Raw genomic sequence first — 15,028 nt, 5'->3', positions numbered from 1 at the left:
CAACCACTGGCTCGAGGTCGCCATCCCGGCCACCGCCGCGAGGGTGTCCGAATCGGCCCCCAGGGCATAGGCGCCCCACCCCAGGAGGGCCAGCCCGCCCAGGTAGGCGAGCAGGATCAGGGCACCCGCCGTGCGCCGGCCCATCCTCAGGTGGGCGATCCCGGGGAGCGGCACAGAGGCCGCAGTCCACAGCAGGGCCCGTGATGTGCTGCTCGGGCGCGCGCTCGTGCGCGGAGGTGCCGCCTCCTGCTGTCCGTCGTCCGCTGCCACCGACGCATCCTCTCCAGCCGGAGGGCGGACGTGTTTCCCGCCCCTCGTGTACCTGTGTACCCGCCGCGGCCGTCGATCGCCGGGAGGGTCACCGTGCCCCCGCGCGTCCGGTTCCCGGAACGTCACGGTCCCCTGGACTCACAGTGTGGCGCCTCTTCGAGGGGCAGCGCACGGCCGCCGGTCTCATACCGGGTGTTCTATACAAGTCTGTTATGTGTCTCGGAGGATGCTGATGGGGGATTGCATTGCGCTTTCGGACGGCCGAACGGTCCGAATCAGGCCATTTCTTTCGCGATCTGTAGTGAACGGGCGCGACAACTGCGATGATCTGGCCGCAGGAGGGGGCGCTGTCCTGATCGGGAGCGGACGGCGTCATGGGAACGAAAGGCAGCACCATCGTGCTCGATGCGGTTGACGCAGCGCTCATGCGCGCGTTGCAGGGGGACGGAAGGGCGACCTTCCAGGCACTGGCCGACGGGGTCGGGCTCTCGCGCACTGCCGTGCGCGCCCGGGTCCGGCAACTGGTGCAGTCCGGGGCGATCAGGATCGTCGGGGTCCTGCACACCGGGGTCCTGGGGATGGAGGCCCTGGGGCACGTCTCGTTCACGGTCAACGGTCCGGTCGGCCCGCTCATGAACAAGCTCGGCGAACGCGAGGCCGTGACGTTCGCGGCACTGACTGCGGGGCGCTGCCAGGCTGTGGCGCAGGTGCGTGTGGCCGATGACCGCGCGCTCTCCGCCGAACTGGGCGAGTTGCGCGCCCTGCCCGGGGTGGAGCATGTGGAGGTCTTCCGTGCGGGCGCGGTCTTCCGGGACTCCCACAGCAACGTGCGGCAACTGCGGGACATCGAGCTCGACGCACTGGACTGGCGCCTGGTGCGACGGCTGCTCGTCGACGGGCGCGCCTCCTACGCCGACCTGGCCCGCCAGGTGGGGCTGTCGCAGGCCGCGGCGCGTTCACGGGTGGTGAGGCTGCTCGAGTCGGGGGTGGTGCACGTGACCGCCCTGGTGGAACCCACGGCGCTGGGAGCCAACGAGCAGCTCGGGCTCGGCGTGCACTGCCGGGGCGACGCCGAGGCCCTGGCCGCGCACCTGGCCACCGTCGACGGCATCTCGTTCCTGGCGAGCGGTTTCGGGCGCTACGACCTCGTTGCCACGCTCACGGCCCCGGACCGCTGCCGCCTCGTGGAGTTGTTGGAGACGGTGCGGGCCACGGCCGGTGTGGGCCCCGTGGAGACCTGGGAGCACCTCTCGGTGCGTAAGGAACGCCGCGGGGGTGAGCACCTCGTGGATTGGCCCGATGCGGCCGGTGCGCCCGAGTAACGGACAAGCCCCTGGGTTTCGGTCCCCTGTAACCAGCGGTAGCATTTTTCTGTGTTTCCGCCTCTTATGGCTTGCGTCACGCTTAAGTTACCCGTGAGTATAGAAGGTGGGCCGGTGTCGGCCGGCCACACCGGGCGCGGGTGTTATGGAGGCAGACGTGAGGCTTGCGGAGACGTTGACGGCAGTGGGGACCGCAGCGCTGGCGCGCTGTGGCGGTCGGCCCCTCGGGGCCCACCTCTTCTCCGTCTGGCCCGGGGCCGCCTTCGCCGCCTCGGCATTCCCCGTCCGCTGCGCTCCCGGCGACAACCTCGCCCTGCACGTGGCGGTCGAACAGGCCCCGCCCGGATCCGCGCTGGTCGTGGACGTCGCCGGGGAGGCCGAGTACGGCTACGTCGACGAGATCCTCGCGGTGGCCGCACACACCCGCGGCGTGGAGGGCATCGTCCTGGAAGGCTGCGTGCGCGACATCTCGGCCATCGCCCGCTGTGAACTGCCCGTGTTCAGCGCAGGCGTCTCGGTGCGCGAGGCCGGGCACCACGCCGGGGGAGCGGTCGGTCAGACGGTCACCATGAGCGCCACCGGCCCCGCTCCGCTCCAGGTGCGCCGCGGCGACTGGATCGCGGCCGACGACGACGGGGTCGTGCTCCTGCCCCGCGGTCAGGTCAGCTCCGTCATCGGCCAGGCCTTGGCCGGGCTGTCCCGCGAACGCGAGATCATCGACGCCGTGCACGCCGGGCAGTCCACCCTCGACCTGCTGGGGCTGGACCCGTCACAGGTCAGCGGTTGGGAGGGGGCCGGCAACCTGCGCAGCAGGCGGGCCGTCCGTACGCGGGGTCCGCGGCGCGAGGGCGGTGCGCGCGGCGAGGGGTACACGCCTCTGCGCCCGTGCGCGACACCCCACACCTCCGTCGGAGAGGGAAGCCGGCCGGCGGACTGAACGTGTTCGGGTCTGTCCGGCGAACACCACCCGGTCACCTGCTGCGCAAGGCCCGGGCACTCTCGCCGCGTTCTCGTCAGTGAACGGCGCGTCCAAGTCGATTCCTTCTCCGGCCTTGCGACAGCACCGCTGGATGCCCACCCGTCACCGCCTTCGACGGACGCCCGGCGGCGCGGTGGCCGGCCGGGGCAACGGAAGGCGCCCGCCGAACCCTGCGTGGTGCGCCGGCCCGGGTCCGGGGAACCCCGCCCGGGCCGGCGGCCTCACTCCTCGGTCAGGCTCAACAGCTCGTCGATGTAACAGTTGGCCTCTCGTGCCGCCTCGGCGGGATCGGCGGCCCGGATCGCCTCCACGAGCTTGCTGTGGTCCATGCCCTCGTAGGACGAGGAAGGGCGGTCCCGCCGTTCGGTGCCCTCGTCGTTCTGCTCGTAGGCGGTATGGGCGATGCTGGCGTAGACGACCTGGGCGATGTCGTCGTACAGGTCGATCAGCAGCCGGTTGTGCGTGGCCAGGACCACCGCCTTGTGCAGTGTGAAGTCCGACTCCACGAACGTGCCCATGTCCCGGTCGCGCCAGGCCTCCTCCCGCACCGCCAGGGCGCGGTCGATGTCGGCCATGTCGGCCTCGCTGTGGCGGAGCGCGGCCAGGCGGGCCGCCTCCACCTCCAGCGCCCTGCGCACCTCCAGGTTCTCCCGCAGGCGCGAACGCTCCAGGCGGCGGCGGAGCGCCCCACCGAGCTCGCTGGAGGCGCGGACGAAGGTGCCCGCCCCCTGGCGGATCTCGAGAAGACCTGCGTGGGCGAGGGCCCGGACCGCCTCGCGTACGGTGTTACGGCCCACCTCCAGCTGATCGGAGAGCTCGGACTCGGTGGGGATCCGATCGCCCACGCCCCACTCACCCGAGTCGATCTGTGCTCGTAACTGACTGATGACCTGGTCGACGAGACCGGTCCGGCGCGTCGAGGCGAGGGGCACGCGGTTACCTCCTAGGGGCGGGTCTCCGGATGACAGGACCAGCGCACGTGTGCGGAACGGTTAGGCGGGAGCATAGACCAGTTGAGGCAAGGAAATGGCTACGAGCGGCAATGCGTTATGCTCATGATGTACATCGGGTCATCCTACGAATATGTGAGTCTACTTTCATGAGCGCCGGAACGGGGCACCACGAACCCGTGGGCACCGAACCCCCGGCGGCACGACAGACCTCGGCACCGACACGTTGGGCCCTGCTCCTGATCGGTGCCGGCATCGCGCTGGCCGCCCTCAACCTGCGAACCGCCATCACCAGCGTCGGCCCGGTCCTCGACGAGGTCACGGGCGGGCTCGGCATGTCCGGTGCGGGTGCGGGGCTGCTCACCACCCTGCCCGTCCTGTGCTTCGCGCTCTTCGGCGGGTTGACCCCCGTGCTGTCGCGCCGCCTCGGTGACCACCACGTGCTCGTCTACGCGCTCCTGGCCCTGACGCTCGGCCTGAGCGCCCGCGCCGTGGCGCCCGAGCCCTGGATGTTCCTGGCACTGAGCGCTGTCGCACTCTCCGGTGGCGCGATCGGCAATGTCATTCTCCCGGCACTGGTCAAGCAGCACTTCCCGCACCGCGTCGGGCTCATGACCACCGTCTACACCACTGCCCTGGCCGCGGGCACCGCCATCGCGGCCGCAGCAACAGTGCCGGTCGAACAGAGCACGGGGGAGTGGCGCCTGGCCCTGGGCATGTACGCCCTCTTCGGCGTGGTCGCGGCCCTGCCCTGGCTGGCGTCCCTGCGCCACAGCAGCCGAGGGGGGAACGGCAAGGACACCCTCGGGTTCACCCAGGTACTGCGCACCGGCATCGGGTGGCAGGCGGTGGTCTACTTCGGCACCCAGTCCTCGATCGCCTACATCATGTTCGGGTGGTACGCGCAGATGCTGCGCGACCAGGGCATGGACGCCTCGGGCGCGGGGGTGGCCCTGGCCTACCTGACCACCCTGGGCATCCCGATCTCGCTGATCCTGCCCGGGCTGCTCACCCGCACTCGCGACCAGCGGGTGTTCGTGGTGCTCTTCGCGGTCGCCTACCTGGCCGGCGTGGCCGGGCTGTGGATCTCCCCGCTCGATGGTGTGTGGATCTGGACCACGCTCGTCGGCATCGGCATGGGCAGTTTCGTCTTCGCCTTGACGATCTTCGCGCTGCGCACCCGCACCAGCGCCGGCACGGCCGCGCTCTCCGCCGCCGGGCAGAGCCTGGGCTACCTCATGGGCGGGGCCGGGCCGTTCCTGTTCGGGTTCCTGCACGACCTCACCGACTCCTGGCACGCGCCGCTTCTGCTCGTGGCCGGCCTGGTCGCGATCAACCTCGGTGTCGGTCTCCTGCTCGGCCGCAACCGCTACCTCGAGGACGCCGTGGAGGCCCGGCAGGCCCGGGGCTGACAACGGGGGATCGTGCCCCGGCCTTCCGCTTCAGTCCCCGACGGGGTGGTCACTCCTTGCGCACTCGCTCAGGGAGACAGGGGAAGCCCCATCGGCTGCTCGAAAGACCGATGACCGAACGCGGGCTCAGTGTGCTCGTGCCCGAGCGCCGGCCCCCGAGCGCTGCGGCCCAGCGCTTTCGCCGGGGCCGGCGGGGCGAGGGACACCTGTCGCCCGAGGGGCGGAGGGGAGAGGTGAGCGCAGGGGAGCCCGGGCGCTCGCTATGCCCGAGGAGGGGTGGTCCGGTGCCCCGGATCAGGGGCGGGGCCGAGCGTCCAGGGACGCTGGCTCGATCGGCCGGTCGGCGCGGGGGAGCTTGCCGACCACCAGGCGGTAGGACTCGGTGACCAGCTCCTCCAAGAAGTCCGTCCTCACCCCCTCTCGGCCGGGGCCGTCGGGATACAGCGTGATCCAGTGCCGCTTGTTCATGTGGTACCCCGGGCCGATCCCGGGATGGCTCTCGCGCAGCGCCTCGACGTCCAGGGGCGTGGCCTTGAGCGTGACCACCGGTCCAGCCTCGAGCTCGGTCATCAGCAGGAAGACCCTGCCGCGCACCTTGAAGACCTCGTGCTCGGGTCCGAACGGGTACACCTGCTCGCTGCCGGGGAGCTCCCAGGCGCGCTGTCGGGCGGTGTCCTGCAAGCTGGTGCCGTCCACGGTGTGGCCTTCCTGCTCGTGTGCTCCGGCCGCACGCCGGAGGCGTCCACGCCATGATGCCCGCCTGCAGACCGCAGGTGTCGAACACACGTGGTGTGCGACCCGTGGCGACGCCGGTCCTGGGCCGGCTGCGCGCGTGAGCACGGGGCTGGTCACGAGCACGTCCGTGAACCAGAATGCCCGGATGACCACGCTCGAGACTCCCCGCCTGCTCCTGCGCCGTTGGCGTGCGGACGACGCCGGGCCCATGGCGGCCGTCAACGCAGATCCGGAGGTCATGCGGTGGATCGGTGACGGAAGCGTCCGTGACGAACAGCAGACTCGCCGCGGTATCGAGGCGATGGAGCAGGAGTGGGACACACAGGGCTTCGGCCTGTTCGCCGTGGAGATCCGCTCCACCGGCGAACTGGCCGGCTTCACCGGTCTTTCGGTCCCGCACTTCATGCCGGAGGTTCTGCCTGCGGTCGAGATCGGCTGGCGGCTCGGGCGGTCCCACTGGGGGCAGGGCCTGGCCACGGAGGCCGCTGCGGCTGCGGTGCGGTTCGGGTTCGAGGGTTGTGGGCCGGACCGGATCGTCAGCATCGTCCAGCCGGGCAACGGCGCTTCCGAACGGATCATCGCGAAACTGGGGATGCGCCTGCTCCGTGAGACCGTCGACCCCGGCTGTGGCCGTCCAGTGCGGGTGTTCGAGCTCCGTCGGACCGATGCGTGACCAACAGGGGCGGCCGGTCCGGTGACAGCTGGAGGCGTGCCCGCCCGGGAGGGGACGTGAGAGGCCGGGAGAGGGCGGTAAAACTCGGTAACTGTCCTCCCCGGCCCGTGGTCCTCAACTGCCGGTTCTACGTTCGATTACGCATTCGCTTCTGATGCCCTGAACTGCGGTTATGTCACCGCACGGGCAGGCCGGTGATCTGGCGGCCGATGATGAGCTTCTGGATCTCGCTCGCGCCCTCGAAGATCGTGAAGATCGTGGCGTCACGGTGCCAGCGCTCGACCGGGTACTCACGCGTGTAGCCGTTCCCGCCGAGGATGCGCACGGCGTTCTGGGTCACGAACGTGGCGGTCTCACTCGCGTAGAGCTTGCTCATGGACCCCTGCGCGTTGTCGAAGTCCTTGTCGTTGCGGGCCATCCAGGCGGCGCGCCACACGAGCAGGCGGGCGGCGTCGATGCGGGTGGCCATGTCGGCGAGTGTGAAGGCCACACCCTGGTTGTCACCGATCGGCTTGCCGAACTGCTCGCGCTGCGTGGAGTACTCGAGCGCGTACTCGTAGGCGGCACGGGCGCAGCCGATGGCCATGGCGCCGACGGTCGGACGGGAGGCCTCGAAGGTCTTCATCGCGGCCTGACCCTTGGAGCGGCGGCCCTCACGGGCGCGGGCGAGGCGCTCGTCGAGCTTCTCCTTGCCGCCCAGCAGGCAGGAACCGGGGATCCGCACGTCGTCGAGGATCACCTCGGCGGTGTGGGAGGCGCGGATCCCGTGCTTGGCGAACTTCTGGCCCTGGCTCAGGCCCGGGGTGTTCGGCGGGATCACGAAGGTGGCCTGGCCGCGGGAGCCGAACTCGGGCTCGACGGCGGCGACGACGACGTGGACGTCGGCGATGCCGCCGTTGGTGGCCCAGGTCTTGACGCCGTTGAGCACCCACTCGTCCTTGGCCTGGTCGTAGACCGCGCGGGTCTTGATGGCAGAGACGTCGCTGCCGGCGTTGGGCTCGGAGGAGCAGAACGCGGCGAGCTTGACGTCGTCCGCGGTGCCGAACATCTGCGGCGTCCACTCCATGAGCTGTTCCTGGGTGCCGTTGGCGGCCACGGAGACCGCTGCCAGGCCGCTGCCGGTGATGGCCAGGGCGATGCCGGGGTCGCCCCAGTACAGCTCCTCGAAGGCGACCGGGATGCCCAGGCCGCTGGGCTCCAGCCACTGGTTCGCGAAGAAGTCCAGGGAGTACAGGCCGATCTTGGCGGCCTCCTGGATCACTGGCCAGGGGGTTTCCTCCCGCTCGTCCCACTCGGCGGCGGCGGGGCGGATGACGTCTTTGGCGAACCCGTGCGCCCAGTCCCGGACATCCCTGACGTCCTCGTTCAGTTCCAGGCTGAAGCCGGATTCGGTGCCCTCGCTCATGCGCTCCACATCCTTCGTCGGGCCCTCGGGGGAGGGGTGGCCAATTCAGTGTTACCAACGGTAACAGTTGCCTTGTACAGGCACAATCACCCGGTTCACCGGGGCGGTCCGAGGCGGCTGGAGAGAGGGTCCTGCCTGCGCACGGTGTACGAGGGGGCGGGTGGTCCTGCCGGGGAGGGCCTTGACATGCCGGTGCGCAGCCTCGGATGATGCGCGTCACACTGAGACCCACCCCCACTTTCCGGAGGCGTCCATGGCGTCGCGCTACGGCGACTACCAGCTCGAGATCTATCTGAACGGCCTGAGCGGGGTCGTGCCCTCCCACCCCATGACCTTCTCCGAGCTGGAACGCCGGGCCTCCGAGACCCTGCCGCCGTGGGTGTGGTCCTACGTCGCGGGCGGCGCCGGCGACGAGCACACGCAGGACTCCAACGCCGCCGCCTTCGAACGGTGGGGCATCTACCCCCGCATGTTCGTCGGGGCCTCGGAGCGCGACACCTCCGTGGACCTGTGCGGGGTCCACCTGCCCTCGCCGCTGATGATGGCCCCGGTCGGCGTGGTCGGCCTGTGCTCCCAGGACCGGCACGGTGACCTGGCCACGGCCGAGGCTGCAGGGCGCACGGGCGTGCCGATGATCGCCTCCACCCTGTCCCAGGACCCCATGGAGGAGGTCGCCGCACGCTTCGGCGACACCCCCGGTTTCTTCCAGCTGTACACACCCACCGACCGCGAGCTGGCGGCAAGCCTGGTCCAGCGTGCCGAGGCGGCCGGGTATGCGGGCATCGTCGTTACCCTCGACACCTGGGTCACCGGCTGGCGCCCGCGCGACCTGGCGACCGCGAACTTTCCCCAGTTGCGCGGCCACTGCCTGGCCAACTACACCTCCGACCCCGTCTTCCAGGAACGCGTGGGCCAGGGCGCCGCGCCCGACGCCGTGGTCGCTCACTGGGCGGGAATCTTCGGCAACCCGCTGACCTGGGACGACCTCCCGTGGCTGCGCTCGCTGACCGATCTCCCGCTGATTGTCAAGGGTGTCTGCCACCCGGACGACGCCCGCCGCGCGGCCGACGGCGGGGTGGACGCGATCTACGTCTCCAACCACGGCGGACGCCAGGCCAACGGCGGGATCCCGGCGCTGGAGTGCCTGCCCGACGTGGCCGCCGCCACCGACCTGCCGATCGTCTTCGACTCCGGTGTGCGCTCGGGTTCGGACGCGGTCAAGGCCCTGGCACTGGGGGCCACCGCGGTCGCCGTGGGCCGTCCCTACGTCTACGGGCTCGCCCTGGGCGGCGCCGAGGGCGTCGTGCACGTGCTGCGGTCGATGCTCGCCGAGGCCGATCTGCTCATGGCGGTCGACGGCTACCCCTCGCTGGCCGACCTCGGCCCCGAGGCGCTCAAGGACCTGCGCGCCTGACGCGGGGCGGTCCCGCCCCCGTGTGTCCGTCAGGGGCGCCGGGGGTGGGGCGGCCTAATGTGGGCCGCGTGGAAGGACTGACCCTGGTCTTCTCCCTCGTCGCGGCGACGGCGGGTATCGTGCTCTGGCGGCTGGAGTGGCTCAAAGCACCCCGGCACGCCTGGCGGGTGCGGCGCCACCTGGTCCGGCCCGGGCCCGGACGTGAGGGGCGCTGTGACGTCTACGTCCTGCCCGAGGGGCGCTACACCGTCTACAGCGTCGTGTGCACCCTCCACGGCGACTCGGTCCGGGGCAAGCGCCTGCGTACCCGGCGCAACCGGGTCTCGCCGGACTCCTCGCCCCTCCACCTCACGGTGTCACTGGCCGACCCCGACCCCGAGGACCTGTGGGTGGAGATCACCTGGGTCACCCTCCGCCCCTGCCTGCACCACGGTGAACGCATCGACGTGCACGCCGGACAGTTTCTGCGTTGGGCCTGGCTGTGGCGTTCCCTGCGCGTGCGCGGGCGCCCGGGCGAAGGCGTGGCGGGCCTGCGCCTGTGCCGCACCCGCGGGCGCTGGAAGTACAGCTCCGCGCTCCCGCTGGTGATGATCCCCGGCGAGGACTGACCCGCTCGGTCGCCCGCGGCTCCGGGCACGCGCGAGGGCCGGGGCGAACCCCGGCCCTCGACCGCTGTCCCAGCGCGTGCGGGAGCGTGCTCACTCCCGGTCGTGGCGCTCCAGGAACGTGTACACGTCGTGTTCGTCCACGCCCGGGAAGGTCCCCGAGGGCAGCGCCGAGAGCACGTGCGAGTGGGCGCGCGCCGAGGGCCACACGTTGCCCTCCCAACGCGCCGCCAGGTCGGCGGGCGGGTGCACGCAGCATTCGCCGCCGGGGCAGTTGGACTGGGTGCGGTTGGTGGTCTCGCGCCCCCGGAACCACCGCGACTCCTTGTACGGCACCCCCAGCGTGATCGCGAAGTTGCGCTCGCGGCTGGGGTCGACGTGCGCCACGCACCAGTGGGTCCCGTTGGGCTTGTCCGTGTACTGGTAGTAGATCGAGTACCGGTCGGGGGAGGCGAAGACCTGCCGCCCGGACCACTGCCGGCACATGCGCTGGCCCTCGATCGCACCGGACTCGTCGGTGGGAAAGACCAGTCCGTCGTTCTCGTAGGCCTTGTAGATGATCCCGGTCTCGTCGTTGCGGATGAAGTGGCAGACCAGGTCCAGGTGGCGGTGGGCCAGGTTGGTGAACCGGTGCGCGGCCATCTCGTAGGAGACCGAGTAGACGTCGCGCAGGTCCTCCACCGACAGGTCCCGCGCCGCCTTGGCCTCCTGCAGGTACTTCACGGCCGTGGACTCGGGGATGAGCACGGCTGCGGCGAAGTAGTTGGCCTCCACCCGCTGGCGCAGGAAGTCGCCGAAGTCGGTGGGACGGCGGTGGCCCAGGATCACGTGCCCGAGGGTCTGCAAGAGGATCGTGCGCGGACTGTGCATGCCCAACGTGGTCTCGCGCTTGAGGTAGATGCGCCGGTTGACGTGGTCGGTCAGCGAACGCACCGAGCGCGGCAGGTCCTGCACGTACTTGAGGGTGAAGCCGTGGTGGGTGGCGATCGCCAGGATCTGCCCCTGGGAGAGGGGGCCCGCGGTGTAGTTGACCGCGCGCAGGGTCTCGGCGGCGGCGCCCTCGATGTGCTCGAAGTAGTTGCCGCGCTCGCGCATCTGCCACCGCAGCTCGGCGTTGGCCCGCCGGGCCTCCTCGGGGGAGGCGGTCGGCTTGGCGCTGCGGCGCTTGAGCTCGTCGTACAGGCCCACGATGTGTTCGAGGACGTCGTTGGGGACCCGCTTGCCGACCTTCAGGTGCGGCAGGTCCAGCCCTTGGTAGAGGGGGTCGCGCTGGGCCTCCTCGACCGAGATCTCCAACTGCGCGCGACGGCTCGGAGGTTGCTTGGACAGAAGCTCCTCGACCGAGACACCGAGCGCGGTGGCCAGCGAGGTGAGCAGGGACAGCTTCGGTTCACGCTTGCCGTTCTCCAGTAGCGACAGCTGGGAGGGGGCACGACCCACGCGTTCGCCCAGGTCGGAGAGGGTCATCCCGCGTGCGCGGCGCAGGTGGCGCAACCGCTGCCCGAAGGTGACGAGATCTAGGTCACCCGTCAAAGACGGTATTTCTTCGTTCCCAAAGTACGTCATGCGTTCATGGTACGGAAAGAATAGAGGATCTTCACCCGATTTTGGGTGGAAAACTCTTGGATCTTCGCCAAGAATCATAGTTACCGGCGGGGAACTTACGGGCCGGGGTTCACCCCTCAGCCCCGGCACAGGACTCCCTCGACCGGTACGAACACCTTGGGGACTACACGTAAGGCGGGAACGAAGATGAGCACCAGCGCACGCCGTCAGGAAGCCAGCGCCGCGCTCCAGCGCGAGTGGGAGACCAACTCCCGCTGGGCCGGGATCGAGCGGAACTACTCCGCCGACGACGTGATCAAGCTGCGCGGTTCGGTCAACGAAGAGCACACCCTGGCTCGTCGCGGTGCCGAGCGCCTCTGGCACCTCCTGAACAACGAGGACTACGTCCACAGCCTCGGCGCCCTGACGGGCAACCAGGCGGTCCAGCAGGTCCGCGCCGGGTTGAAGGCCATCTACCTCTCCGGGTGGCAGGTCGCTGCCGACGCCAACCTGTCCGGCCACACCTACCCGGACCAGAGCCTCTACCCGGCCAACTCGGTCCCGTCCGTGGTCCGCCGCATCAACAACGCGCTCCTGCGCGCCGACCAGATCACCTGGTCCGAGGGTGACGACAACGCCCCCGAGTGGCTCGCCCCGATCGTCGCCGACGCCGAGGCCGGCTTCGGCGGAACCCTCAACGCCTACGAGCTGATGAAGGGCATGATCGCGGCCGGCGCCGCCGGTGTGCACTGGGAGGACCAGCTGGCCTCCGAGAAGAAGTGCGGCCACCTGGGCGGCAAGGTCCTCATCCCGACCAGCCAGCACGTCAAGACCCTCAGCGCAGCCCGCCTCGCTGCGGACGTCGCCGACGTGCCCTCGCTGGTCATCGCGCGGACCGACGCCCAGGCCGCGACGCTGATCACCAGCGACATCGACGAGCGCGACCGTCCCTACATCAGCGGTGAGCGCACCTCGGAGGGCTTCTACCGCTTCCGCAACGGTGTCGACGCCTGCGTCGCCCGCGGTCTGGCCTACGCGCCGCACTCCGACCTGCTGTGGATGGAGACCGGGACGCCGGACCTCGAGGTCGCCCGCGACTTCGCCGAGCGCATCAAGGCCGAGTACCCCGACCAGATGCTCGCCTACAACTGCTCGCCGTCCTTCAACTGGAAGCGTCACCTGGACGACTCGACCATCGCCAAGTTCCAGCGCGAGCTGGCCGCCATGGGCTACAAGTTCCAGTTCATCACCCTGGCCGGCTTCCACTCCCTGAACTACTCGATGTTCGAGCTCGCCAAGGGCTACGCCGAGAACGGCATGACCGCCTACGTCGACCTCCAGGAGAAGGAGTTCGCGGCCGAGGCCCTGGNCCCCCCCCCCCCGCCACCAGCGCGAGGTCGGTACCGGCTACTTCGACGAGATCAGCACCACCATCTCGCCCGAGGCCAGCACCACCGCCCTCACCGGTTCCACCGAGGAAGACCAGTTCTCAGCGGCTCACTGACTCTGGCTCTTCCTTTCCCCCGGCGGTCGCTCCCTCCCCGCTTTCGTGGCTGGGGCGGGGGGGGGGCGACCGCCACCCCCTAGCCGTCGACCATGCGCGTTCCGTGTCACACGCGCATGGTCGACGGCTTTTCGTGTGTCCTTCAGAGCGGTGCTGGTGCGAATACGGAGGCCCGTGAACGGTGCCGTCGGTAAACACGGGAACCCTGGCCGGATGCGGCCAGAAGAGGGGGTGCTCACCCCTGGTCACCGGACGGCGACGCCCATAGGCTGACCCGTAGATGGGTCACAGATCAATAACGCCCGGTTCGTGTCATGTCCGGGCCGAGTACCGCGAGACGGCCCCCACGGGTTCACCCCGGGTCGACCCACGGCACACGCAATCCCCTACCTGATGGAGTCATCGTGAAGCTCGAGGACATCAGCAAGGAGACCCTGACCACCCTCCGCCGTACCATCGCCGGCAGCGCCATCGCGGCCGTGGCCGTCTTCGGCGTCGCCGCCTGCGAGGACACCGCCACCGACGACCCGGGCATGGAGGACCCCGGGGTCGAAGCCCCCGAGGACGGCCTGGAAGAAGAGGCGCCCGAGGACGGCCTCGACGATGCGCCCGAGGGCGAGGGCTGACCGGCCCGTTCCGTGTGACCACTGCGGCGGCCGCAGGCGAGGGGAGATCCGTCCGCCCCTCCCGGCGGCCGCCGTCGCCGTTGCGGGCCCTGCCCCATGCAGTGGCCCGCCACGTGCAGCGCCTTCCGGTCCCGGGGAGCCGGGCGGGCGCGCGGAATGACACGAGACCGGAGCCGGAAGCGGGCCGGGCCGTTCCCGGGCGTGCACTCCACCCCGGCACGTAGATTCGACGCGTGACCGACAAGACCGAAGCCGCACCGGGCCACCGCACACCACCCGTCCCCTCCGTGCTCACCCCGCGCCTGATCCGCTGGGAGATCCTCTGTGTCCTGGCGTTGTCCCTGGGCGCGGCGGCCGTCTCGGCGACCATCACGTTCTTGGGTGTGGTCACCGCGCCCGAGTCCCTTTCCGCGCAGAGCACCAGCCTCGTCAACAGCCGGGCCGAGGACCGCCCCTGGCTCGACCTGTCCCTGCAGCTGCACGCGGTCGCCTTCGCGCTCGCACCCGTTGCGCTCGTGGTGTATCTGCTGCACCGCAGCTCCGAGTCGGCCCGCACCATCGGGTTCGACCTGCGCCGCCCCGGCTCCGACCTCGTCGGGGGCGCGCTCCTGGCGGCGTTCGTCGGGCTGGGCGGGCTCGCCGTCTACGTGCTCTCCTGGCGCCTGGGGCTCACGCTCGCCATCACCCCCAGCACCCTGGACGGCAACTGGTGGGACGTGCCGATCCTCGTGCTCCAGGCCGCCAAGAACGGCCTCCTCGAAGAGGTCATCGTCGTCGGCTACCTGCTGCACCGGCTCACGCAGTCGGGATGGAGCCCGTGGAAGGCGGTCCTGGCCAGCTCGGTGCTGCGGGCCTTCTACCACGCCTACCAAGGGGTGGGCATGTTCTTCGGGAACCTGGTCATGGGTCTGGTCTTCGGCTGGTTCTACCTGCGCTACGGGCGGGTGATGCCACTGGTCGTGGCGCACACCGTCATCGACGTTTTCGCCTTCGTCGGCGCCGTGTACCTGCTCGGCAACATCGACTGGCTCCCGGGGTGAAAAGGCCGGTGGAGCGTCGGCGGCGGGGCGTAGGATGCGTCGGGTCCCGCCCCCTGACCGAGAAGGCTCCGCGCGTGCGCCCCCTGTTGTTCCTGGACGTCGACGGCCCCCTGAACCCGTTCCACGCCTCCCTGGCGGCTCTGCAGGAGGGCTACACCGCCCACTCCCTGCGTCCGCGGGGATGGGCCCCGCCCCTGTCGGCCCTGCGCGTGCTGCTCAACCCCGACCACGGCGCACAGTTGTTGGGCCTCCCGTACGAGCTGGTGTGGGCGACCACCTGGGAGCACGAGGCCAACAGCATGATCGGGCCCCGGGTCGGGCTGCCCGAACTGCCCGTGGTCGAGCTCCCTGCCCGCGAGAGCGCGCCCGCCGGGATCTTCTTCAAGACCCCGGCTCTGGTCGAGTACGCAGCCGGGCGCCCCTTCGTGTGGGTCGACGACGAGGTCACCGACCGCGACCACGAATACGTCGGCCGCCATCACCGCGGTGCGTTCCTGCTGCACCGCATCTCACCCGCCCAGGGGCTCGTCGAACGCGACCTCGACCTG

13 protein-coding genes and 2 pseudogenes are annotated in these 15,028 nt (G+C 70.3%); 10 read left to right on the top strand and 5 right to left on the bottom strand.

Features of this window, described 5'->3' with window-relative positions; genetic code table 11:
* Positions 1-270, bottom strand: a pseudogene (locus tag D474_RS30795) (LCP family protein); the annotation flags it as partial.
* Between the two features lie 398 nt (positions 271-668).
* On the opposite strand from D474_RS30795, the gene D474_RS0102570 reads away from it, so the two are divergent.
* Positions 669-1,592 carry an Lrp/AsnC family transcriptional regulator gene (locus D474_RS0102570; RefSeq protein WP_026118103.1) on the top strand — a complete coding sequence of 308 codons (924 nt, stop codon included), beginning with the start codon at positions 669-671 and terminating at the stop codon, positions 1,590-1,592.
* Positions 1,593-1,776: 184 nt separating this feature from the next.
* Positions 1,777-2,529 carry an RraA family protein gene (locus D474_RS0102565; RefSeq protein WP_017612035.1) on the top strand — a complete coding sequence of 251 codons (753 nt, stop codon included), beginning with the start codon at positions 1,777-1,779 and terminating at the stop codon, positions 2,527-2,529.
* Between the two features lie 263 nt (positions 2,530-2,792).
* Here D474_RS0102565 and D474_RS0102560 read toward each other — a convergent pair whose 3' ends face one another.
* Complete coding sequence (locus tag D474_RS0102560) at positions 2,793-3,503, bottom strand: FadR/GntR family transcriptional regulator (protein ID WP_017612034.1); 711 nt, start codon at positions 3,501-3,503, stop codon at positions 2,793-2,795.
* Between the two features lie 167 nt (positions 3,504-3,670).
* Between D474_RS0102560 and D474_RS0102555 the strand changes: the two genes are divergently transcribed.
* A complete protein-coding gene (locus D474_RS0102555) occupies positions 3,671-4,933 on the top strand; it encodes a CynX/NimT family MFS transporter (RefSeq protein WP_017612033.1) in 1,263 nt (420 codons plus the stop codon).
* 294 nt (positions 4,934-5,227) lie between these two features.
* Here D474_RS0102555 and D474_RS0102550 read toward each other — a convergent pair whose 3' ends face one another.
* On the bottom strand, positions 5,228-5,629 hold the full coding sequence (locus tag D474_RS0102550; RefSeq protein WP_017612032.1) for an MmcQ/YjbR family DNA-binding protein: 402 nt from the start codon (positions 5,627-5,629) through the stop codon (positions 5,228-5,230).
* 184 nt (positions 5,630-5,813) lie between these two features.
* Here D474_RS0102550 and D474_RS0102545 point away from each other — a divergent pair, with 184 nt between their 5' ends.
* On the top strand, positions 5,814-6,341 hold the full coding sequence (locus D474_RS0102545) for a GNAT family N-acetyltransferase (protein ID WP_017612031.1): 528 nt from the start codon (positions 5,814-5,816) through the stop codon (positions 6,339-6,341).
* Positions 6,342-6,516: 175 nt separating this feature from the next.
* Here the strand turns inward: D474_RS0102545 and D474_RS0102540 are convergent, their stop codons facing one another.
* Positions 6,517-7,746 carry an acyl-CoA dehydrogenase family protein gene (locus tag D474_RS0102540; RefSeq protein ID WP_017612030.1) on the bottom strand — a complete coding sequence of 410 codons (1,230 nt, stop codon included), beginning with the start codon at positions 7,744-7,746 and terminating at the stop codon, positions 6,517-6,519.
* Between the two features lie 253 nt (positions 7,747-7,999).
* Between D474_RS0102540 and D474_RS0102535 the strand changes: the two genes are divergently transcribed.
* Positions 8,000-9,160, top strand: coding sequence for an alpha-hydroxy-acid oxidizing protein (locus D474_RS0102535; protein WP_017612029.1), 1,161 nt, complete (start codon positions 8,000-8,002; stop codon positions 9,158-9,160).
* A 68-nt stretch (positions 9,161-9,228) separates the two neighbouring features.
* Positions 9,229-9,768 carry a hypothetical protein gene (locus tag D474_RS0102530; RefSeq protein ID WP_017612028.1) on the top strand — a complete coding sequence of 180 codons (540 nt, stop codon included), beginning with the start codon at positions 9,229-9,231 and terminating at the stop codon, positions 9,766-9,768.
* A 90-nt stretch (positions 9,769-9,858) separates the two neighbouring features.
* Here D474_RS0102530 and D474_RS0102525 read toward each other — a convergent pair whose 3' ends face one another.
* Positions 9,859-11,298, bottom strand: coding sequence for an XRE family transcriptional regulator (locus D474_RS0102525; RefSeq protein ID WP_017612027.1), 1,440 nt, complete (start codon positions 11,296-11,298; stop codon positions 9,859-9,861).
* A gap of 219 nt (positions 11,299-11,517) precedes the next feature.
* Here D474_RS0102525 and aceA point away from each other — a divergent pair.
* The 4 genes and pseudogenes from aceA to D474_RS0102505 all read left to right on the top strand — a co-directional run.
* Positions 11,518-12,814 (top strand): annotated as a pseudogene (aceA, locus tag D474_RS27410) (isocitrate lyase).
* A gap of 404 nt (positions 12,815-13,218) precedes the next feature.
* Positions 13,219-13,440: a hypothetical protein gene (locus D474_RS0102515; RefSeq protein ID WP_017612026.1), complete on the top strand. Its 222-nt coding sequence runs from the start codon at positions 13,219-13,221 to the stop codon at positions 13,438-13,440.
* 233 nt (positions 13,441-13,673) lie between these two features.
* Positions 13,674-14,480: a CPBP family intramembrane glutamic endopeptidase gene (locus D474_RS0102510; RefSeq protein WP_017612025.1), complete on the top strand. Its 807-nt coding sequence runs from the start codon at positions 13,674-13,676 to the stop codon at positions 14,478-14,480.
* A gap of 74 nt (positions 14,481-14,554) precedes the next feature.
* Positions 14,555-15,028: HAD domain-containing protein (locus tag D474_RS0102505; RefSeq protein ID WP_017612024.1), on the top strand; the 474-nt coding region annotated here is incomplete at its 3' end.

This window comes from Nocardiopsis salina YIM 90010, assembly GCF_000341025.1.
Lineage (GTDB): Bacteria > Actinomycetota > Actinomycetes > Streptosporangiales > Streptosporangiaceae > Nocardiopsis > Nocardiopsis salina.
Note: the sequence above shows the minus strand (reverse complement) of the source record. Positions and strands in the feature narration are given on the sequence as shown.

What these genes read in the sequence shown, in the direction of transcription:
- D474_RS0102535 (WP_017612029.1), top strand. Translation starts at nt 8,000, where the DNA reads ATGGCGTCGCGCTACGGCGACTACCAGCTCGAGATCTATCTGAACGGC.
- D474_RS0102555 (WP_017612033.1), top strand. Translation starts at nt 3,671, where the DNA reads ATGAGCGCCGGAACGGGGCACCACGAACCCGTGGGCACCGAACCCCCG.
- D474_RS0102545 (WP_017612031.1), top strand. Translation starts at nt 5,814, where the DNA reads ATGACCACGCTCGAGACTCCCCGCCTGCTCCTGCGCCGTTGGCGTGCG.
- D474_RS0102540 (WP_017612030.1), bottom strand. Translation starts at nt 7,746, where the DNA reads ATGAGCGAGGGCACCGAATCCGGCTTCAGCCTGGAACTGAACGAGGAC.